Consider the following 21,965-nt stretch of genomic DNA (forward strand, 5'->3'; position numbering starts at 1 on the left):
CATGTATCTGCAAGCAGGACACCCCATGAGCGCTGCCGCAGCAGCCCAGGCCGCACCAGAGGTCGCGACGGCGTTCCGTTTCGACCGGCTGCGCAAGACATTCCGCTCCAAGGATGGCGGCGATGTGGTCGCGCTGCAGGACGTGGACTTCCGCGTGCGTCGCGGCGAGTTCGTCACCGTCGTGGGCCCCAGCGGCTGTGGCAAGAGCACCCTGCTTCGCATCCTCGCGGGGCTGGAGCGCGCGAGCAGCGGCAACGTCGAGCTGGGCGGGCGCGAGCACACCGGCCCCAGCCGTGACGTCGGGGTGGTGTTCCAGGCGCCCGTGCTGCTGCCCTGGCGCAACATCATCGACAACGTGCTCGTGCCCGCGCAGATCCAGGGCCGGGACGCGAAGACGTCGCGCGAGCGCGCTCTCCACTACCTGAACCTGGTGGGCCTGTCCGGCTTCGAGACCAAGTACCCCAACGAGCTCTCCGGCGGCATGCAGCAGCGCGTGGGAATCGCCCGCGCGCTGGTCAACGATCCGATGCTGCTGCTGATGGACGAGCCCTTCGGTGCGCTGGACGCCATGACGCGCGAGACCATGAACGTGGAGCTGCTCAAGCTGCGCGAGCGCACGGGCGCCACGATCATGCTCGTCACGCACAGCATTCCCGAGGCGGTGTTCCTGGGCGACCGCGTCATCGTCATGTCGCCAAGGCCCGGTCGCGTCACGCAGGTGATCGAGGTCGACCTGCCATCGCGCACGCTGGATGTCATCAACACCGAGCGCTTCGGCGCCTACGTGTCGGGTATCCGGGCCAACCTGAACGCCAGTGGAGGGCTCGACTGATGAGCAGCAACGCCAACACCCCCGCGAACCTGCCGGGCAGTCTCGCGCCATCCAGGCGGCGCACGCTCATCGCGTTGTTCTTCATCGCGGTGATCGCCTTCTGGCATGTGATCGTGTCCGCCTTCGGCGTGTCGCATCTGATCTTCCCCGGGCCCGCGGGCGTTCTCGGCGCGATGCGCGACGTGCTCGCTTCGGGCGAGCTGTGGCCGCACCTGGGCGTCACCCTCTACGAGATACTGGCTGGCTTCGCGGCCGGGGCGCTGGCCGGCTTCGTGCTGGGCGCGCTGATCGGCCAGAGCGCTGTGCTGGAGGCCGTGCTCTACCCGTACGTGGTGGCCTTCCAGACGGTGCCGAAGGTGGCCGTGGCGCCCCTGTTCGTGCTGTGGTTCGGCTTCGGCACCACCTCCAAGGTGGTGATCACCGCGACCATCGTCTTCTTCCCGGTGCTGGCCAACACCATCGTGGGGCTGCGCTCGGCACCGCGCGACCAGGTCGACCTGATGCGCGCCTTCACTGCCTCGGGCTGGCACGTGTTCCGCATGGTCCGGCTGCCGCACGCCCTTCCCTACGTATTCGCGGGGCTGGACATCGGCATCGTGCTCGCCGTCATCGGCGCCATCGTGGGCGAGTTCGTCGGCGCGCAGGCGGGGCTGGGCTACCTGATCCTGCAGCGCAACTTCTCGATGGATGCGGCGGGCATGTTCGCCATCCTCATCGTCCTGTCCCTGATCGGGATCGTGCTGCACGCGGTGGTCAAGACCATCGCGCGGCGCGCCATCTTCTGGGCCGACGCGTTCACCGACCTGTCGCGCGGCTCTTGAACACCTTCATGCCAACCAAGGAGCCAAACCCATGAACACCCAAGAACACCAAGTCGACGCGCCGCGCCGCGCCTCCGCCGAGGAAATGCCCATCCTCGACCTGGGCGACTGGCTGGCCGGCGGCTCCATCGAGCCGCTGGTGGCGCAGTTCAAGGCGGCCTGCACCAACACCGGCTTCTTCTACGTGAAGAACCACGGCGTGCCACAGGCCACCATCGACAAGGCCTTCGAGGCGACGCGCCGCTACATGTCGTTGCCCATGGAGGAGCGGCTGCGCGACAGGATCGACGAGCGCTTCCGTCGCGGCTTCATGCCCATCGGCGTGACGCAGCACCCTGGCCACAAGCCGGACCTGAAGGAAAGCTACGAACTGGGCCTGGACCTGCCCCTGAGCGACCCCGACGTGGCCAGCGGCCGCCCCCTGCACGGCCCCAATCGCTGGCCGCAGGACAAGCCGTGGCTGGAATCGGCTGCCATGGATTACTTCAATGCGACCATCGCACTGGGCCGCAACCTGCTGCGCGTGTTCGCCGTGGCGGTCGGAAAGGACGAAGGCTTCTTCCTGCAGTACGCGCAAAAGCCGATGGTGCAGGCGCGCCTGTTCCACTACCCGCCGCAGGAATCCTTCACCAACCTCGAGCTGGGCGCGGCGGCGCACACCGACTACGGAATGATCACGCTCCTGGCGCAGGACCCTATCGGCGGGCTGGAGCTGTGCACCCGCAGCGGCGAATGGGTGGCCGCGCCTTTCATCGAGGGCACGCTGGTCATCAACCTGGGCGACCTCGTCAAGGTCTGGACCAACGGCGTGTATGTGTCCAACCCGCACCGCGTGGCCAATCGCACAGGGCGCGAGCGCTATTCGATCCCGACCTTCTTCAACCTGGACTACGACACGCCCGTGGCCTGCCTGCCGGAGTTCGCGCCCGAGGCTGGCGAGCCGCTGCATGCGCCGATCAAGTCCGGCGAATACCTCGTCAAGCGTTTCGCGGCGGTGCAGAAGTACAAGACGCCCGCCGAGCTGGCTGCCGCCGCCGCCTGACGACTCCCCGGCTCAGGTCGCGGCCGCACGCGGCGGTCCGGCCTTGGCTCGCCGCTCGATGTCTTCCAGCGTGGCCGTCAACTCGCCCAGGAAGGCCTCGACCGCCAGCGGCAGGTTGCGGCCCTTGTGCACGCTCAGCGCGAAGCGCTGCGGACGAGCGCGCGGGTCCTTCAGCGGCACGTAGGAACCGGCCCTCGGGTTGCCGAAGGGGTCGTCCAGCGGCCGGGTGGTGAAGGTCAGGCACATGCCTGCGGCCGCCACGTTGCGCATGAGCTCGTAGGAGTTGGTCTCCAGCGCCACGCGTGGCCGGATCTTGGCCTTGGCCAGCATCTCGTCGTACTGCTGCTTGGCCCACAGGGAGGTGTCGAGCGTGGACATGCTGTATTCGGCGCAGTCGCTCAGCCGCAGCGTCTCGTAGTGCTCCAGCGGATGCCCCTTGGGCACGAGCACGAACAGCGGCAGCAAACGCGAATAGAGGATCGACAGGTCCTGCATCGCGACGTCGCCGAAGGTGAAGCAGGCATCCAGCTCATCCTCCAGCACCAGCTTGGCCAGCGTGGGGCTTCCGGCCACATGCACATTGAACGAGATGCCGGGATAGCGGCTGGCGAACTTCGACAGGAACCTGGGCATCAGGTCGCGCACCAGCGACTCGGGCATGCCGAAGTTGATGGCCCCGCGCTTGAGGCCCTGGAGCGATTCGATCTCCGAATGCAGCCGCCGCGTCTCATTGCCGACGTTCTTGTAGTAGCGCATGAGCGCTTCGCCTGCGGCGGTCAGCTTGACCTTGCCGCGTCCCTGGCGCCGCTCCAGGACCGGCGCGCCGAGCGCATCCTCCAGCATCGCGAGCTGTCGGCTGATGGCCGAGGAGGCCACGAAGAGGGTCTCCGACGCCGCACGAAGCGAGCCGGTGCGCACGACCTCGGCGAAGTAGCGAAGCGATGTGGTCGAAACGGCATTCAAGGGGCGGCTCCGCAACGTGACAGGGACACAGGATTCAGCCGCGATGATGCCCGAGATGGAATGCCGTACGGGGCCTGCGAATGTCTGTGCACCCGGCTGGAGGCGGGCGGACGTGGCCGAACGCACCGCGCAAGCATCTGCCATGCCGTGCTGAGTTTCGACCGATTTCGGAAGCGGCCGGAACGCGCAAATCTCCTACTTTCTCGACGCCCGGCAGCGCGCAGTCTCGGCGCATCCTTTCTATCGAGGCATGGCAGATCATGGCAACCAGCAGCATCCTCGGCGGCGAGCGCGCGCCGATCACACCCAAGGGCACCGATGCGGAGAGCCTCGGACCGAGCGACTCCAGCGACAGCGGCAGCGACGCATCAGGCGTCAATGAAGCGGCGGCCGAAGGCGGACTCGAAACCCCGACCAATGCCGACATTCTTCCGGACCGTGTGGGCGTGCTCCCGGATGCCGCAGCCGAGGTCGAGGGTTCGGTGGACGACCCGGAGGCGCTGAGCATGCAGGACCTGGCCGACGAGATTGCAGCCGATTCGGAAGGCGAGGGCGAAGAGGCCGACGACCAGGGCAGCGGACAGCGCTGATGCCTTCGACCCGATCCCCTGCCACCGCCGGGCGGCGGTCATCCTCCAGCCAGTTGAATCGAACCCTGCGCGGCGTGTTCGGCCACACCCGATTGCGCGCCGGTCAAGCCGAAGTCATCGAGCGGGTCATGCAGGGGCTGTCCACGCTCGCCGTGATGCCCACGGGTGCGGGAAAGTCGCTGTGCTATCAGTTGCCGGCGATGTTGCTGGAAGGGCGCACGGTGGTGGTCTCGCCACTAATTGCGCTGATGAAGGACCAGTGCGACAAGCTCAGGGCCCTGGGTGTACAGGCGATCCAGGTCAACAGCGCCCTCTCGGCGGACGAGCTCGCTGCGGCCGAGACGGCGCTGCGAGACGGCAGCGCGCGCATCGTGCTGACAACGCCCGAGCGGCTCGCCGACCACGCCTTCCTGCAGCAACTCGCGGCCCATCCGGTCGCCCTGGTGGCGGTGGACGAGGCGCACTGCATCTCGCAATGGGGCCATGACTTTCGGCCGGCTTTCCTGGACATCGGCCCTGCCATCCGGGCGCTGGGCAGTCCCACCGTGCTGGCACTCACCGCCACGGCCGGCTCGGAGGTTGCCGCCGACGTGATGAAACACCTCGGGATTCCGCGCAGCGGGCTGATCGACACGGGTGCCTATCGCGCCAACCTGCACTTCGCGGTGGAGCAGATGCAGCACGAGGACGACCGCCAGCGACGCATCGTGGAGCTGGTGCAGGAGGAAGGCGGCAGCGGCATCGTCTACGCAGCCACGGTGAAAGCCGCCGAGCAGGCCTTCGAGACTCTCCGTGCGCGCGGCGAGTCGGTTGCGCTCTATCACGGCAAGTTGGGAGCGCGCGAGCGTGACGAAGCGCAAGAGCGTTTCATGAGCGGTGCCGCGCGGGTGATGGTGGCAACCAACGCCTTCGGCATGGGCATCGACAAGCCCGACATCCGCTTCATTGTTCATTCCCAGATGCCGTCGAGCCTGCACGCCTACTATCAGGAAGCAGGCCGCGCCGGCCGCGATGGACAGCGAGCACGTTGTGTTCTGCTCTTCCACGCCAAGGACCGGGCGGTTCAGCAGTTCTTCCTGGCCGGAAAGTATCCCCAGCTCGAGGACCTCGATGCGGTCTATCGCCAGCTGCTCGCCGCGCCGCCTGCCCACGAGAGCTGGACCTCGACCAGCCTCCTTGCCGCCCTGGATCGCCCGCGCAGCAGGATGCAGGCCGCCGTGGCGCTGCTGCGGCAGGAGAAGCTGCTGCGCATCGGCCGGCGAGGAGAGATGTCGCTTCGAAAGGAGGCAGTCTCGGGCGCCGACCTGGGCAAGATGCTGGACGCCTACAAGGAGCGCCGGGTGCAGGACCGGGAGACGCTCGAGCGCATGCTCTCGTACGCGCAGTCGGGTCAGTGCCGCTGGCAGATGCTGCTGGCCGATCTGGACCCTTCGGCCGGCGCGAAGCGCTGCGGCACATGCGACAACTGCCGTCGTATCGCAGCCCACGAGGCCGCGCTGGCGCAGCCGATCCTCGTGAGCACGCAGTCGACAACGGCGACTGCGGACAGGGCGCAGAGCTCTTCGACGACGGCGCCCGCCCGACCGCCGGTGCGTTTCGCCGAAAGCGATCCGGTCAAGGTCAGGCGTTTCGGGGCGGGCGTCGTCGTCGCCTCGACGGAGGGATCCATCACCGTGGCTTTCGAAGATGGCACCCAGCGTTGCATCCACCCGGACTACGTCACCCGCCGCCGCGTGCCACGAAAGTCGGCGGGCTCCGATCCCGAGACGGAGGCCGGTTCGCTCTTGGCCGGTGGCGCTCCGGCGCGCGGCCTGCTCAAAGCAAGCATGCCGGCCTGAGTGCCTTGGCCGGGCGCTGTGTCGCCTTGGAGCCCAGGCCTCGACAGCATGGCGACGCCGGGCTCAGGTCGGGCCTCGGCGATGCCGCGCGCGTGAAGTGCGGCGCCTGCCGCTCAGCAGCGAGCGGAGCATCGCGAGACCCGCCACCACGATGACCCGCGAAGCGATCGCCACGATCAGCTCCTTGCGCTCCACAGCCGCGTGCACCTCCGAAGGTTCGCGCAGGCTCCGGGGCGTTCGTTCGACATCGTCCGTTCCCGCTTCGGCCTGGCGCGCTGTTTCCTGGGTGGCGGCTTGTGCCTTGCTCGCTGCCACGGAACCGTGCGCATGGGCGTAGACCTTGGTGAACTCCGCGCCGAGCAGGAAGATCTGCGCCGCGTAGTAGACCCAGGCCAGCAGGACGACGAGCGAACCTGCCGCCGCAAACGACTCGTTGACGCCGCTCTTGCCGAGGTACAGGCCGATCAGCACCTTGCCGATCTCGAACAGCACCGCCGTGACGGCCGCGCCGGTCCAGACATCCCGCCAGGCGATCGGTGCGCTTGGCATGAACTTGAAGATCATCGCGAAGAGGACCGTCAGGATGGTGAGCGACACCAGCAGGTTGAGGCCCTGCAGCATCAGCTCCCATCCCGGTACGAGGTTCGTGCTCCAGGTGCCGAGAGCGGCCAGGGCGGCACTCACCACGAGGGAAACCATCAACATGAAGGCCAGGCCCAGGATCAGTCCGAACGACAGCACGCGCGCGCGCAGGACGCCCCACACGCCGTGCGGTTTAGCGCGCTCCGGCACATGCCAGATGCGATCAAGCGCGCTCTGCAGTTCGGCGAAGACCGTGGTTGCTCCCACGACAAGCACGATGATGCTGATCGCGCCGGCGATGAGTCCCCGTTCGGGCTCGCTGGCACTTCGGATCAGGCCTTGCACGGCGAGCGCGCCTTCCTCGCCCACCAGGCCCGACAGCTGCGCGGCGATCTGGCCCTGCACGGCCTCCGTGCCGAACAGCGCGCCCGCCACCGCAATGACGATGATCAGCAGCGGCGCCAGCGAGAACATCGTGTAGTACGCGATCGCCGCTCCCATGCTGGGCGCCAGATCGTCGATCCACGCGCTGATCGCCTCCCTGCACAGAGGCAGGAGGCGGACTGAGCGAGGGCTGCCTGATGCATCGGCTGCCGGGAGAGGCGTTGGTGTCATCCGCTGGCCTTCCCCGCAAGGTGCGCGTGACGCTGAAATCGGTCCATGGCTGCATGATGCGCAGCCGAGCGACTCGCCCCGTAGGAGGGCGGCGGCAGCGGGCGTCGGGCAGCACTGCGGCCGGGGACATTGCTCAGTGTTGGATCCGGTGCGCGAGGTCAGCCTCAGTGTGTCGATGGCCGGTTTCCGTCGTTGTCGCTCCAGTGCGTCCTGCACATTCAGCCGGGAAGGCATTCGTGGAGATGCGGCCGCGGGAGGTGTAGCGTTCCAGGGGCAAGGCACGGCGCCCGAGGGTGCTGAAAGCCGCCGGGCCAGCGCGATGGCTCCGCAGGATATGGCCTCAGGTCGACAGGCTCTGTGCCTTCAGGAAATCGACGAATGCCCGCAGCGGCGCCGGCATGTGCGTGCGGCTCGGGTAGTAGAGAAAGGGCCCCGAGAAGCTCTGCCACCAGTCCTCCAGGACCGGCACCAGCGTGCCCTTGTCGATGGAAGGGCGCAGGTACTCGTCGAAGGTGTAGATCACGCCCAGGCCCGACTCGGCGGCATGCAGCTCCAGGTCGAGCATCGACGCGATCAGCGGTCCGCTCGGCGTGATCTTCACGGCCTTTCCCTTGCGCACGAAGCCCCAGGCCGCAAGCACGCCGCTCGGGAAGCGGTGGCCGATGCAGGCGTGCTGCAGCAGATCGGTCGGGTGCTTCGGCACCCCATGCTCGGCGAGGTAGCCCGGTGACACCGCGGCCACGAAGCGCTGCGTGCGCGGACCCAGGGGCACGGCGATCATGTCGCGGGCGATGCTCTCGTCGTAGCGCACGCCGGCGTCGAAGCCCGCTGCGAGCACGTCGATGAAGGTGTCGTTGGTCGTGATCTCCAGCGTGATGCCCGGGTGCGTGCGCAGGAAGCGGCTGGCCAGCGGCGGCAGCACGCGCTGCGCCACGATGGTCGGTACGTTGAGCCGCAGGGTGCCGGTGGGGCTGTCGCGAAAGCTGTTGAGCGTATCGAGCGCGCCGGCGATGTCGTCCAGCGCGGGCGAGATGCGATCGAGCAGCCGCTGGCCCGCTTCGGTGGGGGTCACGCTGCGTGTGGTGCGGTTCAGCAGGCGCACGCCGAGTTGTGCCTCGAGCCGCCGCATGGCCTCGCTGAGCGAGGAGGGCGACACGCCGCGCAGGGCGGCCGCGCCCCGGAAACCGCGCGCGCGCGTGACGGCCACGAAGGCGCCCAGGTCGGAGAGATCGGGTTCGGTCATCGGGCAATTGTGCGTTTTTCCGCACAACCTGTGCAGTCTCGGGCGGATTATCGAACGGGGTGTTTGCTTCCAGACTACCGCCATGCCGCTCGCCATCGCGTCCGGCCCCTCTGAAAGGACAGATCCAATGAACACCCTCCAACTCGGTGCCACCGGCCCCAAGGTTTCCGCGATCGGCCTCGGCTGCATGGGCATGTCGGGCATGTATGGCCCCTCCGACCGCGCGGAAAGCATCGCCACCATCCACGCCGCCACGGATGCGGGCATCACGCTGCTCGACACCGGCGACTTCTACGGCAGCGGCCACAACGAGATGCTGATCGGCGAAGCGCTCAAGAGCCTGAAGCCCTCGCAGCGCGACGCGGCACTGCTCAGCGTGAAGTTCGGCGCCATGCGCGATCCGGCCGGCGGCTGGGTCGGCTACGACGCGCGGCCCGCAGCGGTGAAGAACTTCGCCACCTACTCATTGCAGCGCCTGGGCGTGGATCACATCGACATCTACCGCCCCGCGCGGCTCGATCCGAATGTGCCGATCGAGGAGACGGTGGGCGCCATCGCCGACCTGGTGAAGGCGGGCTACGTGCGCCACATCGGCCTGTCGGAGGTGGGCTCGAACACCATCCGCAAGGCCGCGGCGGTGCATCCGATCAGCGACCTGCAGATCGAGTATTCGCTGATCTCGCGCGGCATCGAGGACGACATCCTCGCGACCTGCCGCGAGCTGGGTATCGGCATCACCGCGTATGGCGTGCTGTCGCGCGGCCTGATCAGCGGGCACTGGAAGAAGGACGCCACGGGCGAGAAGGATTTCCGTGCGCACAGCCCGCGCTTTCAGGGCGAGAACGTGGAACGCAATCTCGCACTGGTCGAGGCGCTGCGCCGGATCGCCGACGCGAAGGGCGTGACCGTCGCGCAGATTGCCATCGCCTGGGTGGCGGCACAGGGCGACGACATCGTGCCGCTGATCGGCGCGCGGCAGCGCGCACGGCTTGAAGAAGCGCTCGGCGCGCGGGCCGTGAAGCTGGGACCTGACGATTTCGCGGCCATCGAGCGCGCGGTGCCCAAGGGCGCCGCCGCCGGCGAGCGCTATGCTGCGGCGCAGATGGCCAGCCTGGACAGCGAATCGCGCAGCGCCTGAACGGCGCCCTCCACGCAGACGCAGTCAGCCAGGCGTCTGCCCGACCTCGCCGGCAAACCAGCGGAAGATGTTGTTCTGGCTTCGTCTTCCGTTGCTCAGCCGCACGAACAGAAAGCCATGCTGCGCATTGCCCATGGCGTCGACCGGTATGCCGGCCGCCCGCAACGCGGTGAGTTCCGCGTGGGCTCCAATGTCGAAGGGTAGCTTCAGGGTCACGGTTGCGTTGTGGATGGTTCGTTTGGACATGCGCTGGCTTCCTCACCGTGGATGCAGTGGAATCGCAAAGCGCGGTGTCTGGAATCCCATGTTCATAGGAGGACCGGCGAGAGATCGCGCAGCGCCGCAACCCGCCGCGACATGCCAGCCAGGTGCGAGGCTTCAGGAGAGGCTCCCGATGTCTTTCAGGTGCCCGGGTAGTGGCCCGCCGCGATGTCTTCGAGCAATGTCGGGTGCTGCGGCTTCCAGCCCAGCAGTTCGCGTGTCTGGGCACTTGAAGCCGGTGCGTCGGCACCGAAGAACATGCCGATCCAGCCGAAATGCGCGGCCGCAAGGTCCGAAGGAATCGATTGCACCGGAACGGCCAGCTGCTGCCCAAGCGCAGTGGCGATCGTGTGCGCGGTGATGGCCTCCTCGGCGACCGCGTGGAGTATGGAGCCAGGCGCAGCCTTGTCGATGGCAAGCCGCACCAGCTTCGCGGCATCGAGCCGGTGGACCGCCGACCAGCGGTTCTGGCCGGTGCCCAGATAGGCCGAGACACCCTGAGTGCGCGCAGTCTTGGCCAGCGTTGCCACGAAGCCGTGGTCGCCGCCGGCGCCATGGACGGTCGGCGCAAAACGCACCACCAGGGATCGGATGCCGCGATCGGCCAGGCCCAGCGTGTAGGCCGCATTGCCGACGCGCGGATGCACCGCCGGGTCCGGCACGTCTGCTTCGGTGCCGATGCGTCCCGGCGCCAGGCCCAGCGTGCCCGAGGCGATCAGCAGCGGGCCGCGGGTGCCCTGCAGCACCTCGGCGAAGGTGTCGATCGCCGCGCGATCGGTTCGCGCAGCGTCGGCCATCTGGGAAAAGTCGTGCTTGTAGCCCAGGTGCACGACGCCCTCGGCGCGGGCGGCAGCAGCGCGCAGGCTGTCCAGGTCGTCGAGCGAGCCGTGCGTCACCTCGGCTCCCAGGGCCTTGATCCTGGTGGCGGCCGCGTCGTTGCGTGCAAGTCCGATCACGTGGTGTCCGGCCGCGATGAGCTCGGTGACGCTGGCCGAGCCGATCCAGCCGGAAGCGCCGGTCACGAGGATGCGCATGGATGTCCTTTTGATGTCATTAAGTGACATCATTGTAGGCCTATGATGTCACTTTGTGTCAACACCATGAGGAAGCGACGATGGGGCGTTGGGAGCCGGACGGCGAGGGCCGTCTTCGGATGGCGGCCATGGAACTGTTTGCGGAGGTCGGCTACGAACAGACGACCGTCGCCGCCATCGCCGAGCGCGCAGGGCTCACTTCGCGCACGTTCTTCCGCTATTTCGCCGACAAGCGCGAAGTCCTCTTCAGCGGCTCGGAAGTGCTGCAGGCGTCGATGGTGGCGGCGCTTCGAAGCGCGCCGGTGGATGCCACGGCCATGGATGCGATGGCGTTCGCGCTGCAGGCACCTGCCGATTTCTTCAGCGAGGACCGCCGCGACTTCGCTCGCCTGCGCGCCTCGGTCATCGCGGCCAATGGCGAACTGCACGAGCGGGAGCTCATCAAGCTGGCGAGGCTCTCCGCGGCGCTGGCTGCGGCGCTGCGCGCAAGAGGCATCGGCGAGCCCGACGCGAGCCTCGTGGCGGAGGTGGGCATCGCCGTCTTCCGGGTGGCATTCGCGCAGTGGGTCGGGCCGTCCGAGCGGCGCACGTACAGCGGCATCGTCGGTTCGCTGCTGGCGCGACTAAAGACGCTCGCGGCGCTTCATTGAGGTTGGCAGGTCCGTCTGCCGGGGCGATGGCCTGCGGTCGTGCAACGAATGAAGGTAGCTTCTCGGTGCAGTGCCGTGGTACGGGCCATATCGCGGCGCCCGCGCTCATCGCCCTGTCGGCAGAGATCGAAAGTCGGCGGGCTGGGTGGGACGGCGCTGTGCGTCACTGCTTCGGTTTCGGCTTCGGCCTTTCGACGGTCGACTGAACCTGCGCCATCGAGGCCAGTGCCTATGACGGCTTGTGGGCGAAGTTTGCGCACTGCATAATATGACCGGTCGTCTTAAAAAAGACCTGTTGAGGAAAGACCGTGATCATGTCGAGCTGGCGCCTGTGGGGCCTCAGGTTCTTTGCTTCGGCCGCATGGGTGGCCGCCACCATCGTGATGAGCGGGTGCGCCACGCCGTTGCCGAACGCACCGCGGGAAACCTCCCGCGCGCTGCCGCCGGCGTCAGGATCGCCCCTGGTGGCGCTCGTCGAATCATCCGGCATTCCTTCCGGGCAGTCGGGCTTCTGGCCGATCCCGCAGGGGGCCTATGCACTGGACGCGCGCCTGACTCTGCTGCGGGAGGCCACCCATTCCTTGGACTTGCAGTACTACTTGCTTGGAAACGACGGTGTTGGCCGTGCGGTGATGCGTGAGTTGCGCAATGCGGCCATGCGTGGTGTCCGCGTGCGCTTGCTTCTCGATGACCTGTACACCCAGGACATCGAATCGGACCTGCTGGCGTTGCAGACCTTTGCGAACGTCGAGATTCGACTTTTCAATCCGTTCACCTTTGGGCGCCAGTCGGCCAGTGGTCGCCTGCTCAACTTCGTCGGCGATTTCCGACGACTGAACCATCGGATGCACAACAAGACGTTCATCGCGGACGGTGCCCTGGCGGTGGTAGGTGGGCGCAATCTTGCCGATGAGTATTTCCTGCGCAGCAAGGACGCCAATTTTCTCGATATGGACGTCCTGGTCGGCGGTCAACTGGTTCCGGAGCTCTCTTCGATCTTCGACCGATACTGGAACAGCGATCAGGTCTTTCCGTTGCATGCGGTGGATGCGGCACCGGGCGCAGCGTCGGATCTTCAACGGGCCTTTGCGCACCGTGTGGAAGATCCCGGCCCGAACCCCGTCATTTCGGCTCCCGAAGAGCCGGACGCCATGGGGCAGCCACCGTTGAGTCGAGCCCTGCGGCAGGGCCGGCAGCCGTTCGTGCCAGCCAGGGCGATCGCCGTGGCGGACCTTCCATCCAAGGCCGATACGCGCGACCACCACCCCGCGCCGGCGTTCGAGGACACGGTCACGCACCGCTACATCGACACCCTGCGCCGTGCGCAGTCCGAGATCGTGATCTTCTCTCCCTACTTCGTGCCGGGACGCAAGGGCGTCGAGTACCTGCGCGAGGCCCGGGATCGGGGTGTGGAGGTGCGCGTCGTCACGAACGCCATGAGCACCAGCGACGAGCCCATCGTCAATATGGGATACCAGCGATATCGAGAGCAGCTGCTTCGCATGGGCGTGCAGCTCTACGAGCTCAGTGCAACACGCTCGGCGACCGACCCGGCGCTCATGCAAGCGCTCGGTGGTTCGCGGGGGAGACTGCATGCCAAGATGGCGTTCGTCGATCGGCGCATCGTCATGGTGGGATCGATGAACGTCGACCTCCGCTCCGCCTACAGCAACACCGAGATCGGGGTGGGGATCGACAGCCCGGAGCTTGCGAAGCTCATCCTGGATGCCTATCGTGCCGACAACTTCTCCGGCGTGTACCAGGTACAGCTCAAGCCCGACGGTGGCGGAGTGCAGTGGAGCGGACACGATCCCCAAGGAGAACAGGTGCTCGTCGACGAGCCCGAAGTCAGTGTGATCCAGCGGTTCAAGCTCTGGCTTCAGTTCCTGTTCGTGCCAGAAGACCTGCTGTGATCCGCCTGGGGCGCTGTCGTCCGGCGGATGAGTCCTCTCCTATTTCAAGAGGACATCGAAGACCATCGAGATGAAATCCTTGAGGGGCCCCTCTCCCTTGACGACCTTCATCCGTACGAGCGTTCCCTGCCATGCGTTCAACACGAAGCGGGAAAGGAGCGCCGGGTCGCGGTCTTTCGCAACCTCACCGCGTTCCTGCGCTTCTTTGATGGCCCGCTCGATGAGCACGCTCCATACCTGGAATACGTTCAGGAAGGCGGCACGCGATTTTTCGTGCGTGTCGGCGATCTCGGAAGCCATCGTGCCCAGGAAGCAGCCTGCCGTATAGCCGCGGTCCTTGGCGGTTTTCCAGTTCGCGCGGAAATGGCGCTTCAGCCGGTCGAGGGGCTCGAGCCGCTCATCGCGCAGAATCTCCGCGCCGCTGCATTCCAGATACAGCTTCAGTGCCTCCAGAGCCAGGTCTTCCTTGCTCTTGAAGTGGTTGTAGAACGATCCCTTGGGAACACCTGCAGCATCGGTCAGGTCCTGCACGCTGGAGCCATTGAATCCGTGCGCCTGGAAGACCCCCAGGGATGCCGCCACAAGTTGCTCTCGAACGCTGGGTCGTCCCATGCTGCACCTGACAAAGAAAGCGCCATTATCCCGTACGGTGTGGCGGGCGGCTGACGCTGTGCAGGGGTCAGTTCTTTCGATACCGGGACGCGGGGAGCCCCCTTTGGGTGGCGCCGAACAAGCGGGCTCGGGCCTGGTCGAAGTCATTCCACAATTGCACGTCTTCCACCGAAGGCCAGGTCACCGATTCGCCGTCGTCCAGTCCTCTCAGGGCGGCGTCCACGAGGTCCCGTGTCGACATCACGCTGTCCTTGTCGAGCACCGCAAGCGGCACGCCGGACACATCTTCGCTCCAGAGGTCGGTCGCAGTCACGCCGGGGAGGACCAGCTGCACCCTCACGCCAGTGCCGGCGAGCTCGCTCTGCAAGCTCCTCGTGAAGGCCATGACATAGGCCTTGGTCCCGCTGTAGACCGCGCTGATCGGCAATGACTCGATCGCCAGCACCGAGGCGACGTTGACGATGGCCCCGTCGTTTCTCGCAAGGAAGCCAGGCAGCGCGGCCCGGGTCAAGCGCGTCAGCGCGACGACGTTGAGCGAGATCTGCGATTGCGAGTCGTGGCCGGAAGCCTTCGCGAACGGCGTGAGGCGGGCAACGCCAGCGTTGTTGACGAGCATCCTGATGCCATCGTCCTCGGCCAGCACGGCTTCGATCCGGCCGACGTCGGCATCATTCTCCAGGTCCGCAACAACGGAACGGATCCGCACGCCATGGGCTTGCGACAGCGTCTGCGCCAGGGCTTCGAGGCGATCAGCCCGGCGGGCCACCAGGATCAGGTGGTAGCCGCGCGCGGCCAAGTGCTCGGCATAAACGGCGCCGATGCCCGAGGAGGCGCCGGTGACGAGCGCCGTCTTGTCAGAAGGGGACATGGTTGTCTCTTCTAAAAAAAGCGGTGTTTGCGGATGCGGTCATGGCCCGACCTTGCCCAGGTATTCGCCCAACTGGAGTTCGACGTCGAGTCCCTTGTCCGCCACGAACTTGCCGAGCCTGGGCACGCGTTCGCGATACCCTGCCCAGCCCAGCGAGCGCGTGTATTCGCCGTAGGCGGCCCGCAGATCCGCATCCGGCGGCAACGACGCGCGATTGACCTGCTCCTTGGCCATCATCAATGCTGCCTTGTCGAAGGACGCGAGACGCGCGGCCATCGTATCGACGAGGTGATCCAGCTGCGCATCGGGAACGGCGCGTGTCACCCAGCCCAATTGCCGGGCCGATTCGGCGTCATAGTCCTGGCTGCTCAGGATGGCCTCGAGCGCGCGGTCGCGTCCGATCAGGCGCGGCAATCGCTCCGAACCGCCTCCACCGGGCAGGATGCCGGTGCCGACCTCCGGCTGGGAAAAGAACGCCTGCTCCTTGCTCGCGTAGCGCAGGTCCATCGCCAGGGCCAGCTCGTTGCCGCCGCCTCGCGTTCGCCCACGCACCAAGGCAATGCTGACGAACGGCGCCTTCGACAGCCGGATGACCAGGTCGACCCAAGCGGGAGACGACGGGTCGCCGGGGACGCTCGGAAATTTCGCGGCCTGACGCAGGTCGAAGTGGTTGTAGAAGAAGCGAGGCGTGCTGCTGGTGAAGATGACGACCTGAACGTCAGGATCTGCACTCAGGGCGATGACGACCTCGCGCAGGCCGGCCACCGTTTCCGGAACAATCAAATTGGCGGGTGGATTGGAGAAGATGACCTTGCGGATCTTCGGCGTCACCGTCTCGATGGTGATGGTGGAGCCCGGATTCGTCGCAGGTGCCTGCGATTGGGCGACGGCGGCATGGAAGGGCGCCAGCGCAGCAGCCGCAACACATGTCGCCAGCATTCTGGAAAAGGTCTTCATGACGCCCCGGCTCAGCGACACCTGCAGAGCCGCCATCGTCGATCGCACTTCAGGTCGCCTCACAGGTTCACGTCGACCAGGGTCCGACCGCGCACGGTGCCCTTGAGCACCTGGACGGCACGGGCGGCAGCTTCGCCCAGTCCCACCGTCGAAACCATGCCTTCCAGCAGGCCCGGGTCCAGGTCGGAGGCGAGCCTGGCCCAGGCACGCTCGCGCACATGCATGGGCGCATTGACGGTGTCGATGCCCGCGAGCGTCACGCCGCGCAGGATGAACGGGGCCATGCTGCCAGGAAGATCCATGCCTTGCGCCAGCCCGCAGGCCGAGACCGTGCCGCCGTAGCGGGTCTGGGCCAGGACATTGACCAGCGTGTGGCTGCCGACCGTGTCGACGGCGCCGCTCCAGCGTTCTGCGCCAAGAGGCCGCTGCGCTGCAGCGGAAAGACTCGCCCGGTCGATGATCTCGGCGGCACCCAGATGGCGCAGGTACGCCTCCTCCGAGGAGCGCCCCGTGGATGCCAGTACGCGGTATCCCAGCTTCGCGAGGATGGCGATGGCCACCGAGCCGACGCCACCGGCGGCACCCGTGACGAGCACCTCGCCGTCTCGAACGCCTCCGTGCTCCAGTGCAAGAACACTCAGCATCGCCGCGAAGCCGGCGGTTCCGATCGCGGCCGCCTGCCGGGTCGAGAGCCCCGGTGGTAGCTTCACCAGCCAGTCCCCTCGCACACGCGCGCGTTGGGCGAAGCCGCCGTGGTGAGTCACGCCGGCCTCATAGCCGTTGAGGACCACCTTGTCGCCCGCCTGGAATTTCGGGTTGGACGACGCCAGCACGGTGCCGGCCAGATCGATCCCCGGCACCATCGGAAAGCGCTTGATGAAGCCACCGAGGCCGGTGATGGCCAAGCCGTCCTTGTAGTTGACGGTCGAGTACTCCACGGCGACGGTGACGTCGCCCGAATCCAGATCTGCGTCGCTCAGGTTCGCCACCGTGGCTGCCAGCTTTCCTTCTTCCTGCGTGACGCGCACGGCCTTGAATGTTTCCATGAATGCTCCATTGATTGCACGTCCGGCCGGCAGCGATTGCTGCCAGAGACGAGCGCGGTCGATATTAAGATGACCGGTCATATTGTGCAAGGGCAAGAATGGAGACGCAATGCCGACAATTAAGGGCGTCTTTTTGCTGATGGAGATGGCGAGTTGGCGCTGCAAGCCACTGCGAGCCTCCGGCTACCGCCGCGTCGATGGCGCTGACTGCATCCGAAGTGCGCATCAACTCAGGGGTGGCTTTCTGCCGCGCATCCGGTCACAACAACGCCGCATGCTCCCCGATGAACTTCCTGAACCATACCTGTGCAGGATGCGAGTCACTGCGTCGATGCCAGATCAGGTCGAATTCCACTTTCGGCAGCGAGACTGGAGGCGGAAAAAGGACGAGCTTCCGGCCGGCTTGCGCGTGAAGGGCAACGCGTTTCAAGACGGTGGCCGTCATGTCCGTCTTGGCCACGATGGCTGGCACGGCGAACATTTGTGGCAGGGTCAGCGCAAGCGTGCGCCTCTTCCCCTGCTGTGCGAGTGCCTGGTCCACGATGCCGTGGAGCTCGCCTTCGGGAGACACGAGTACGTGCGGGAGCTCCAGGTAGTTCTTCATGTTCATCCCGCGCCTGGCTGCCGGGTTGCCGTGCGCGACGATGGTGACGAATTCATCCTGCAATACAGGGCGCATCAGTATCCGAGCGTCTGCATGGGTGGGCGGCACACCGATGGCGGCGTCGATGAGGCCCGCGTCCAGCAGGTCGACGGCCTGATCCCGGTCGTTGAACGCCTGCACGTTCAACGACACGCCGGGCGCAGTCTTCCCAAGCGCCTGCAGCAGTGAAGGAAGCAGCGCGAACGCTGGATAGTCGGACAGCCCCAGCTTGAAAGTGAACGACGCCTTCCCGGGCACGAACTCGGGCTTCTTCACCAGTGTCGACTCGAGCTGTTGCAAGGCCCGCGCAATCGGCTCGGCCAACTCCCTTGCGCGTGCCGTGGGCGTCAAGCCCTCGGCGCTGCGCATGAACAACGGGTCACCGAATAGTTTTCGCAACCTCGAAAGGGCTGCACTCATTGCGGGTTGGCTCACGCCAACTTGCGTCGCGGCGCGCGTGACGCTCTGCTCGTTCATCAGCGCGTCGAAGGCCACCAGAAGGTTCAGGTCGATGCCATGAAAATCCATGCGACGAATAGAAAGATATATCGGATATTTGTTGGACGGATTCTAGGTCGGTGCCCAGAATCGCGCCATCTTCAACAACTGGCGAAGCCCAGCCATGAGCACCCTCCCTACCGAACACACCGAGCGCCTTCGCATCGAGCGCCAGGCGGTGGAAACCTTCTACCGTGCCTTCTCCAACAAGAACCCCGACCTCGTCGATGAGGTTCTCGCGCCCAACTGGGACGACATTCCGCTTGCTCCAGGCCAGGGGCCCGGGCCAGAGGGCATCAAGCCCATCATCCGCAGCGTCGTTCAGGCATTTCCCGATGTCAGGATCACCGTCCACGACATGGTCCAGGAGCCCGGCCGTATCGGCGTCCGCGCGGAGATCAGCGGCACGCACGAGGGCGAACTGTTCGGCATTGCTCCGACGGGCAAGAGCGTCGGCTTTCGCCTCCATGAATTCCACACACTCGTCGACGGGCGTCTGACGGCGACCTGGCACATGGAGGACTGGTTCGGTCTGTTCCTCCAGCTCGGCCAGTTCCCACCGCAAGCCTGAGCCCGGCTTTGGAGATATTCAAATGAAAACTGCATCCATCAATGCCTTCGGCAGCCCCGACGCCGTGGTGATCGGGCAGCGCCCTGTGCGCGCAACCAACCCCGGCGAAGTCCTCGTGCGTGTGCAGGCTGCGAGCGTGAACCCGCTGGACGTGAAGATGATCGCCGGCCACATGCAGCAGGTCTTCCCCGTGAAGCTTCCCTATGTGCCGGGAACGGACTTCAGCGGGGTCATCGAGTCCGTTGGCGCCGAGGTCACCGCCGTCAAGCCGGGCGACCGCGTCGTCGGACGCACGACTCCGAACGCCGGCGGCGCCTTTGCTCAGACGGTGGTGGTTGCCGTCGATGATGTGTGCATCATCCCGGCGGACATGAGTGCCGAACAGGCGGCGGCCCTTCCAACCGCCTTCGGCACCGCTCAGCAAGCCCTGTTCGATTTCGGTCAACTGAAGCGCGGGCAGCGCGTGTTGATTCATGCGGCGGCGGGAGGCGTGGGCAGCATGGCCGTCCAGCTGGCTCGCCAGGCGGGCGCCTACGTTGTCGCCACCGCGTCGGCAAGGAACACGGATCTCGTCAAGAGCCTCGGTGCGGACGAAGTCATCGACTACCGGACGCAGGACTTTGCGACAACGCGCGACATCGACCTCGTGCTGGACACCGTCGGGGGAGACACACTGGCGAAGTCCTGGTCCGTGCTGCGCGCAGGCGGGCGCATCGCAACGCTCGTGGAGTTCGAGATCAAGTCGACCAATGGACACCACGGCGAGTTCATCTTCTTCGCAAGCGCGTCGCCTTTTCTCCCGCGAGCCACCCACATGTTCCAGGTGGGGCACCTGCAGGTCATCACGGACTCCGTCTTTCCGTTGGAGGAGGCCCGATCAGCGCTGGAAAAGGTAGCCACCGGACATGCCTGCGGCAAGGTGCTCATCCGCGTCGACAACTGACCCGTGGCCGCTTCTGTGGCAAGCGATGCGCAAGTGGCCCTGGGGAAAGGAACTACGACACAGGATTGCGCCTGGGCATGGTTGGCTCTAGACAGCGCGAGGAAGACGGACGCGCGAGGTGGAAGCTATGCAGATGCCTGGTCGATCACGCGCTCGATCAGACCTGCGATGGCGAGCAAGTAGTCGTCGTCGTACCAGCGTCCCGCGAGCTGCAGTCCGATCGGCAGGCCGTTCGAGCTTCTCCCGCAAGGCATCGACAACGCCGGATGCCCGGTGAGGTTCATCGGGTAGGTGTACGGATACCACGCGCCACGGACGGTGCCGGCGGGTCGGCCTGCAATCTCGATCTCGCCGCTTACGTCCATGTCGATGGGAAGCGGGGGCGCAGACACCGTTGGAGAAACCAGCACGTCGAAGCGGTCGAGCAGCGCCTGCAACTCGCCAAAGCACCGGGTCTTGGCGAAGGTCGCGTCGTGCAGGTCTACCGCGCTGTGGCGGCGCCCCTTCTGCACCGCGTCGATCAACGTGGGATCGAGCCGTGCTCCGAAGCGCTCGAGGTTGGCACCCACGCGTGCGGCCAGCATCGACTGCAGCACCACCAGGAAATGGCGCTCGAGCGAGACAAAGTTCAGCGGCACGTCCTCCACGATCGCTCCTTCGCGTTCCATGGCCCGCACGGCGGCGGTAGTCACGGCTTCGACCTCGGGATCGACCCGGTTACCCGCCGTGGGGAGCCACGCCACGCGTAGGCCTCGCAGCGAAGCTGGCGCTGCACGCCGCGGCATGGGTCCTCCCAAGCCATAAGGGTCGCGCAGATCGAAGCCCTTGATCACGTCGAACAGCAACTGCGTGTCGGCGACGTCTCGCGCCATCGGACCGGTGAAGGAGTTCGCGGAAAACAGATCGGGCGCCTGCAGGTTCGGCACCACGCCGAGCGTGGCCTTGAGCCCGACGATGCCGCAGCATGAAGCGGGAATGCGGATCGACCCGCCGCCGTCGGTGCCCAGCGCGAGCGAGCCCATGCCTGCGGCGACGGCCACGGCCGCGCCGCTGCTCGAGGCGCCAGGGGTATAGCGCGGATCGATCGGGTTGAGCGTTCGTCCGAAGATCGGCGCGGCGGCCACCTGCTTGTGGCCGAACTCCGGCGTGGTTGTCTTGCCGATGAGGATGGCGCCAGCCGCCTTGGCGCGTGCCACGGCCACGGCATCCTCCTTCGGGACGAAGTCTTCGTAGATGGCCGACCCCATCGTCGTGCGCACGCCCGCGGTCAGCGTGAGGTCCTTGACGGAGTAGGGCACACCATGCAGCGGCCCGAGCATCTCGCCCTTCATGACCGCCGCCTCCGCCTGACGTGCGGCTTCGAGGGCCTGCTCGCCCGTAACGGTGATGAAGGCATTGAGTTCGCGCCGCCCCTCGATGCGATCCAGTGCCGAGCGCACGGCCTCCACGGGAGAGGCCTTCTTGTTGCGGATCAGCACGGCGAGATCACGCGCGTTGTGGTCCATCAGGTCCATGTTCGTATCCTTGGAACAGCAGGTATGGAAGGCTCAGAGCATCCAGCGGCCGCCGTCGATCAGCAGCGTCTGGCCGGTGATGAAGCGTGCTTCTTCACTGGCCAGGAAGCGCACCGCAGCGGCCACGTCCTGGGGCGAACCGACGAAGCCCGCCGGGGTGTCGGCGACGATCCTCTTCAGGACTTCGGGCTTGAGCTTGTCATGTGCACGTGTGCGTATGGCACCGGGGCTCACGGCATTCACCGTGACACCGTGCGGGGCGAGCTCGCGTGCCAGCGAGCGCGTGAAACCGATCACGCCCATCTTCGCGGCGGCGTAGTCGGCAAGGCCCACGTCGCCAGCGAAGGCGGCGTCGGTGCTCATGTTGACGATGCGCCCGAAGCCGCGGGCCTTCATGCCCGGCGCGGTGCAGCGCGAGGCGCGCATCGTCGTCAGCAACGAGACCTCCAGGACGAACCGCCAGGTGGCCTCTTCGGATTCGGCGAACAGGCTGCCGCGATCGCGCGCGCTCTGGCCGACGTTGTTGAAGAGGATGTCCACCGGCCCCATGTCTTTCTCGACCTGGCCGAAAAAGGCAGAAACCACTGTGGCGTCGGTGCAGTCCCCTGTCATACGCAGGCAGCGCGCCGCCATGTCCGGGTGCGCAGCCAATTTCCGGCTGAGCGGTGCGCAGTCGAGGTCCAGTACGGCGACGCGAGCGCCCTTGTCGAGGAAGTCGAGCGCAGTGGCTGCGCCGATGCCCTGGCCGCCGCCGGTGACGACGGCGATGCGTTGGTCGAAGCCCATGCCTG

The 21,965-nt window shown here is 66.3% G+C and carries 22 protein-coding genes; 10 read left to right on the forward strand and 12 right to left on the reverse strand.

Going from position 1 to position 21,965, the window contains the following annotated elements; all coding sequences use genetic code 11:
* Positions 1 to 25: 25 nt before the first annotated feature.
* From G369_RS0127040 to G369_RS0127050, 3 genes are read left to right on the forward strand one after another with little or no spacing between them, the layout of a single operon-like run.
* Entirely contained in the window at positions 26 to 832 is an 807-nt protein-coding gene (locus G369_RS0127040) for an ABC transporter ATP-binding protein (RefSeq protein ID WP_019657192.1), read from the forward strand.
* Positions 832 to 1,653, forward strand: a complete 822-nt coding sequence (locus G369_RS0127045; protein ID WP_019657193.1) for an ABC transporter permease — start codon at positions 832 to 834, stop codon at positions 1,651 to 1,653. The genes G369_RS0127040 and G369_RS0127045 overlap by 1 nt, the downstream gene beginning before the upstream one ends.
* 31 nt (positions 1,654 to 1,684) lie before the next feature.
* The gene (locus G369_RS0127050; protein WP_019657194.1) at positions 1,685 to 2,695 is read left to right on the forward strand and encodes an isopenicillin N synthase family dioxygenase; all 1,011 of its coding nucleotides are present in this window, start codon (positions 1,685 to 1,687) and stop codon (positions 2,693 to 2,695) included.
* Positions 2,696 to 2,707: 12 nt separating this feature from the next.
* On the opposite strand, the gene G369_RS0127055 is transcribed toward G369_RS0127050, so the two are convergent.
* Complete coding sequence (locus G369_RS0127055) at positions 2,708 to 3,658, reverse strand: LysR family transcriptional regulator (protein ID WP_019657195.1); 951 nt, start codon at positions 3,656 to 3,658, stop codon at positions 2,708 to 2,710.
* A 260-nt stretch (positions 3,659 to 3,918) separates the two neighbouring features.
* Between G369_RS0127055 and G369_RS0127060 the strand changes: the two genes are divergently transcribed.
* Positions 3,919 to 4,248, forward strand: coding sequence for a hypothetical protein (locus tag G369_RS0127060; protein ID WP_019657196.1), 330 nt, complete (start codon positions 3,919 to 3,921; stop codon positions 4,246 to 4,248).
* Between the two features lie 53 nt (positions 4,249 to 4,301).
* The gene (locus G369_RS36400) at positions 4,302 to 6,086 is read left to right on the forward strand and encodes a RecQ family ATP-dependent DNA helicase (RefSeq protein ID WP_347876445.1); all 1,785 of its coding nucleotides are present in this window, start codon (positions 4,302 to 4,304) and stop codon (positions 6,084 to 6,086) included.
* Positions 6,087 to 6,149: 63 nt separating this feature from the next.
* Here the strand turns inward: G369_RS36400 and G369_RS36405 are convergent, their stop codons facing one another.
* Together G369_RS36405 and G369_RS0127075 are read right to left on the reverse strand one after the other, a co-directional pair.
* Positions 6,150 to 7,283: a YihY/virulence factor BrkB family protein gene (locus G369_RS36405; protein ID WP_019657198.1), complete on the reverse strand. Its 1,134-nt coding sequence runs from the start codon at positions 7,281 to 7,283 to the stop codon at positions 6,150 to 6,152.
* Between the two features lie 340 nt (positions 7,284 to 7,623).
* Complete coding sequence (locus G369_RS0127075) at positions 7,624 to 8,526, reverse strand: LysR family transcriptional regulator (RefSeq protein ID WP_019657199.1); 903 nt, start codon at positions 8,524 to 8,526, stop codon at positions 7,624 to 7,626.
* A gap of 127 nt (positions 8,527 to 8,653) precedes the next feature.
* On the opposite strand from G369_RS0127075, the gene G369_RS0127080 reads away from it, so the two are divergent.
* Positions 8,654 to 9,664, forward strand: a complete 1,011-nt coding sequence (locus tag G369_RS0127080) for an aldo/keto reductase (RefSeq protein WP_019657200.1) — start codon at positions 8,654 to 8,656, stop codon at positions 9,662 to 9,664.
* A gap of 24 nt (positions 9,665 to 9,688) precedes the next feature.
* Here G369_RS0127080 and G369_RS0127085 read toward each other — a convergent pair whose 3' ends face one another.
* Together G369_RS0127085 and G369_RS0127090 are read right to left on the reverse strand one after the other, a co-directional pair.
* On the reverse strand, positions 9,689 to 9,910 hold the full coding sequence (locus G369_RS0127085) for a hypothetical protein (RefSeq protein ID WP_019657201.1): 222 nt from the start codon (positions 9,908 to 9,910) through the stop codon (positions 9,689 to 9,691).
* Positions 9,911 to 10,065: 155 nt separating this feature from the next.
* Positions 10,066 to 10,959, reverse strand: coding sequence for an SDR family oxidoreductase (locus tag G369_RS0127090; protein WP_019657202.1), 894 nt, complete (start codon positions 10,957 to 10,959; stop codon positions 10,066 to 10,068).
* Positions 10,960 to 11,087: 128 nt separating this feature from the next.
* Here G369_RS0127090 and G369_RS0127095 point away from each other — a divergent pair, with 128 nt between their 5' ends.
* Together G369_RS0127095 and G369_RS0127100 are read left to right on the forward strand one after the other, a co-directional pair.
* A complete protein-coding gene (locus G369_RS0127095; protein WP_244164388.1) occupies positions 11,088 to 11,609 on the forward strand; it encodes a TetR family transcriptional regulator in 522 nt (173 codons plus the stop codon).
* Between the two features lie 314 nt (positions 11,610 to 11,923).
* Positions 11,924 to 13,522 carry a phospholipase D-like domain-containing protein gene (locus G369_RS0127100; protein WP_020723288.1) on the forward strand — a complete coding sequence of 533 codons (1,599 nt, stop codon included), beginning with the start codon at positions 11,924 to 11,926 and terminating at the stop codon, positions 13,520 to 13,522.
* A 39-nt stretch (positions 13,523 to 13,561) separates the two neighbouring features.
* On the opposite strand, the gene G369_RS0127105 is transcribed toward G369_RS0127100, so the two are convergent.
* From G369_RS0127105 to G369_RS0127125, 5 genes are all read right to left on the reverse strand, one after another.
* Positions 13,562 to 14,104, reverse strand: a complete 543-nt coding sequence (locus G369_RS0127105) for a TetR/AcrR family transcriptional regulator (protein ID WP_020723289.1) — start codon at positions 14,102 to 14,104, stop codon at positions 13,562 to 13,564.
* A gap of 97 nt (positions 14,105 to 14,201) precedes the next feature.
* The gene (locus tag G369_RS0127110; protein WP_019657207.1) at positions 14,202 to 15,002 is read right to left on the reverse strand and encodes an SDR family NAD(P)-dependent oxidoreductase; all 801 of its coding nucleotides are present in this window, start codon (positions 15,000 to 15,002) and stop codon (positions 14,202 to 14,204) included.
* Positions 15,003 to 15,041: 39 nt separating this feature from the next.
* Positions 15,042 to 15,995 carry an enoyl-CoA hydratase/isomerase family protein gene (locus G369_RS0127115; RefSeq protein ID WP_019657208.1) on the reverse strand — a complete coding sequence of 318 codons (954 nt, stop codon included), beginning with the start codon at positions 15,993 to 15,995 and terminating at the stop codon, positions 15,042 to 15,044.
* 23 nt (positions 15,996 to 16,018) lie between these two features.
* Complete coding sequence (gene acuI, locus G369_RS0127120) at positions 16,019 to 17,005, reverse strand: acrylyl-CoA reductase (NADPH) (RefSeq protein WP_019657209.1); 987 nt, start codon at positions 17,003 to 17,005, stop codon at positions 16,019 to 16,021.
* A 259-nt stretch (positions 17,006 to 17,264) separates the two neighbouring features.
* Positions 17,265 to 18,176, reverse strand: a complete 912-nt coding sequence (locus G369_RS0127125) for a LysR family transcriptional regulator (protein ID WP_019657210.1) — start codon at positions 18,174 to 18,176, stop codon at positions 17,265 to 17,267.
* Positions 18,177 to 18,270: 94 nt separating this feature from the next.
* Between G369_RS0127125 and G369_RS0127130 the strand changes: the two genes are divergently transcribed.
* Both G369_RS0127130 and G369_RS0127135 read left to right on the forward strand, forming a co-directional pair.
* A complete protein-coding gene (locus G369_RS0127130; RefSeq protein WP_019657211.1) occupies positions 18,271 to 18,717 on the forward strand; it encodes an ester cyclase in 447 nt (148 codons plus the stop codon).
* Positions 18,718 to 18,739: 22 nt separating this feature from the next.
* Positions 18,740 to 19,660: an NADP-dependent oxidoreductase gene (locus tag G369_RS0127135; protein WP_019657212.1), complete on the forward strand. Its 921-nt coding sequence runs from the start codon at positions 18,740 to 18,742 to the stop codon at positions 19,658 to 19,660.
* Positions 19,661 to 19,785: 125 nt separating this feature from the next.
* Here the strand turns inward: G369_RS0127135 and G369_RS0127140 are convergent, their stop codons facing one another.
* Together G369_RS0127140 and G369_RS0127145 are read right to left on the reverse strand one after the other, a co-directional pair.
* A complete protein-coding gene (locus G369_RS0127140; RefSeq protein ID WP_019657213.1) occupies positions 19,786 to 21,174 on the reverse strand; it encodes an amidase in 1,389 nt (462 codons plus the stop codon).
* Positions 21,175 to 21,207: 33 nt separating this feature from the next.
* Positions 21,208 to 21,960, reverse strand: coding sequence for an SDR family NAD(P)-dependent oxidoreductase (locus G369_RS0127145; protein ID WP_019657214.1), 753 nt, complete (start codon positions 21,958 to 21,960; stop codon positions 21,208 to 21,210).
* Positions 21,961 to 21,965: the final 5 nt, after the last annotated feature.

Source organism: Variovorax atrisoli 110B (assembly GCF_000382045.1).
Classification (GTDB): domain Bacteria; phylum Pseudomonadota; class Gammaproteobacteria; order Burkholderiales; family Burkholderiaceae_C; genus Variovorax; species Variovorax atrisoli.

Coding starts and splice junctions, on each gene's coding strand:
- G369_RS0127040 (WP_019657192.1), top strand. CDS start 26: ATGAGCGCTGCCGCAGCAGCCCAGGCCGCACCAGAGGTCGCGACGGCG.
- G369_RS0127045 (WP_019657193.1), top strand. CDS start 832: ATGAGCAGCAACGCCAACACCCCCGCGAACCTGCCGGGCAGTCTCGCG.
- G369_RS0127050 (WP_019657194.1), top strand. CDS start 1,685: ATGAACACCCAAGAACACCAAGTCGACGCGCCGCGCCGCGCCTCCGCC.
- G369_RS0127060 (WP_019657196.1), top strand. CDS start 3,919: ATGGCAACCAGCAGCATCCTCGGCGGCGAGCGCGCGCCGATCACACCC.
- G369_RS36405 (WP_019657198.1), bottom strand. CDS start 7,283: ATGACACCAACGCCTCTCCCGGCAGCCGATGCATCAGGCAGCCCTCGC.
- G369_RS0127075 (WP_019657199.1), bottom strand. CDS start 8,526: ATGACCGAACCCGATCTCTCCGACCTGGGCGCCTTCGTGGCCGTCACG.
- G369_RS0127080 (WP_019657200.1), top strand. CDS start 8,654: ATGAACACCCTCCAACTCGGTGCCACCGGCCCCAAGGTTTCCGCGATC.
- G369_RS0127085 (WP_019657201.1), bottom strand. CDS start 9,910: ATGTCCAAACGAACCATCCACAACGCAACCGTGACCCTGAAGCTACCC.
- G369_RS0127090 (WP_019657202.1), bottom strand. CDS start 10,959: ATGCGCATCCTCGTGACCGGCGCTTCCGGCTGGATCGGCTCGGCCAGC.
- G369_RS0127095 (WP_244164388.1), top strand. CDS start 11,088: ATGGAACTGTTTGCGGAGGTCGGCTACGAACAGACGACCGTCGCCGCC.
- G369_RS0127100 (WP_020723288.1), top strand. CDS start 11,924: ATGTCGAGCTGGCGCCTGTGGGGCCTCAGGTTCTTTGCTTCGGCCGCA.
- G369_RS0127110 (WP_019657207.1), bottom strand. CDS start 15,002: ATGTCCCCTTCTGACAAGACGGCGCTCGTCACCGGCGCCTCCTCGGGC.
- G369_RS0127115 (WP_019657208.1), bottom strand. CDS start 15,995: ATGGCGGCTCTGCAGGTGTCGCTGAGCCGGGGCGTCATGAAGACCTTT.
- acuI (WP_019657209.1), bottom strand. CDS start 17,005: ATGGAAACATTCAAGGCCGTGCGCGTCACGCAGGAAGAAGGAAAGCTG.
- G369_RS0127125 (WP_019657210.1), bottom strand. CDS start 18,176: ATGGATTTTCATGGCATCGACCTGAACCTTCTGGTGGCCTTCGACGCG.
- G369_RS0127130 (WP_019657211.1), top strand. CDS start 18,271: ATGAGCACCCTCCCTACCGAACACACCGAGCGCCTTCGCATCGAGCGC.
- G369_RS0127135 (WP_019657212.1), top strand. CDS start 18,740: ATGAAAACTGCATCCATCAATGCCTTCGGCAGCCCCGACGCCGTGGTG.
- G369_RS0127140 (WP_019657213.1), bottom strand. CDS start 21,174: ATGGACCTGATGGACCACAACGCGCGTGATCTCGCCGTGCTGATCCGC.
- G369_RS0127145 (WP_019657214.1), bottom strand. CDS start 21,960: ATGGGCTTCGACCAACGCATCGCCGTCGTCACCGGCGGCGGCCAGGGC.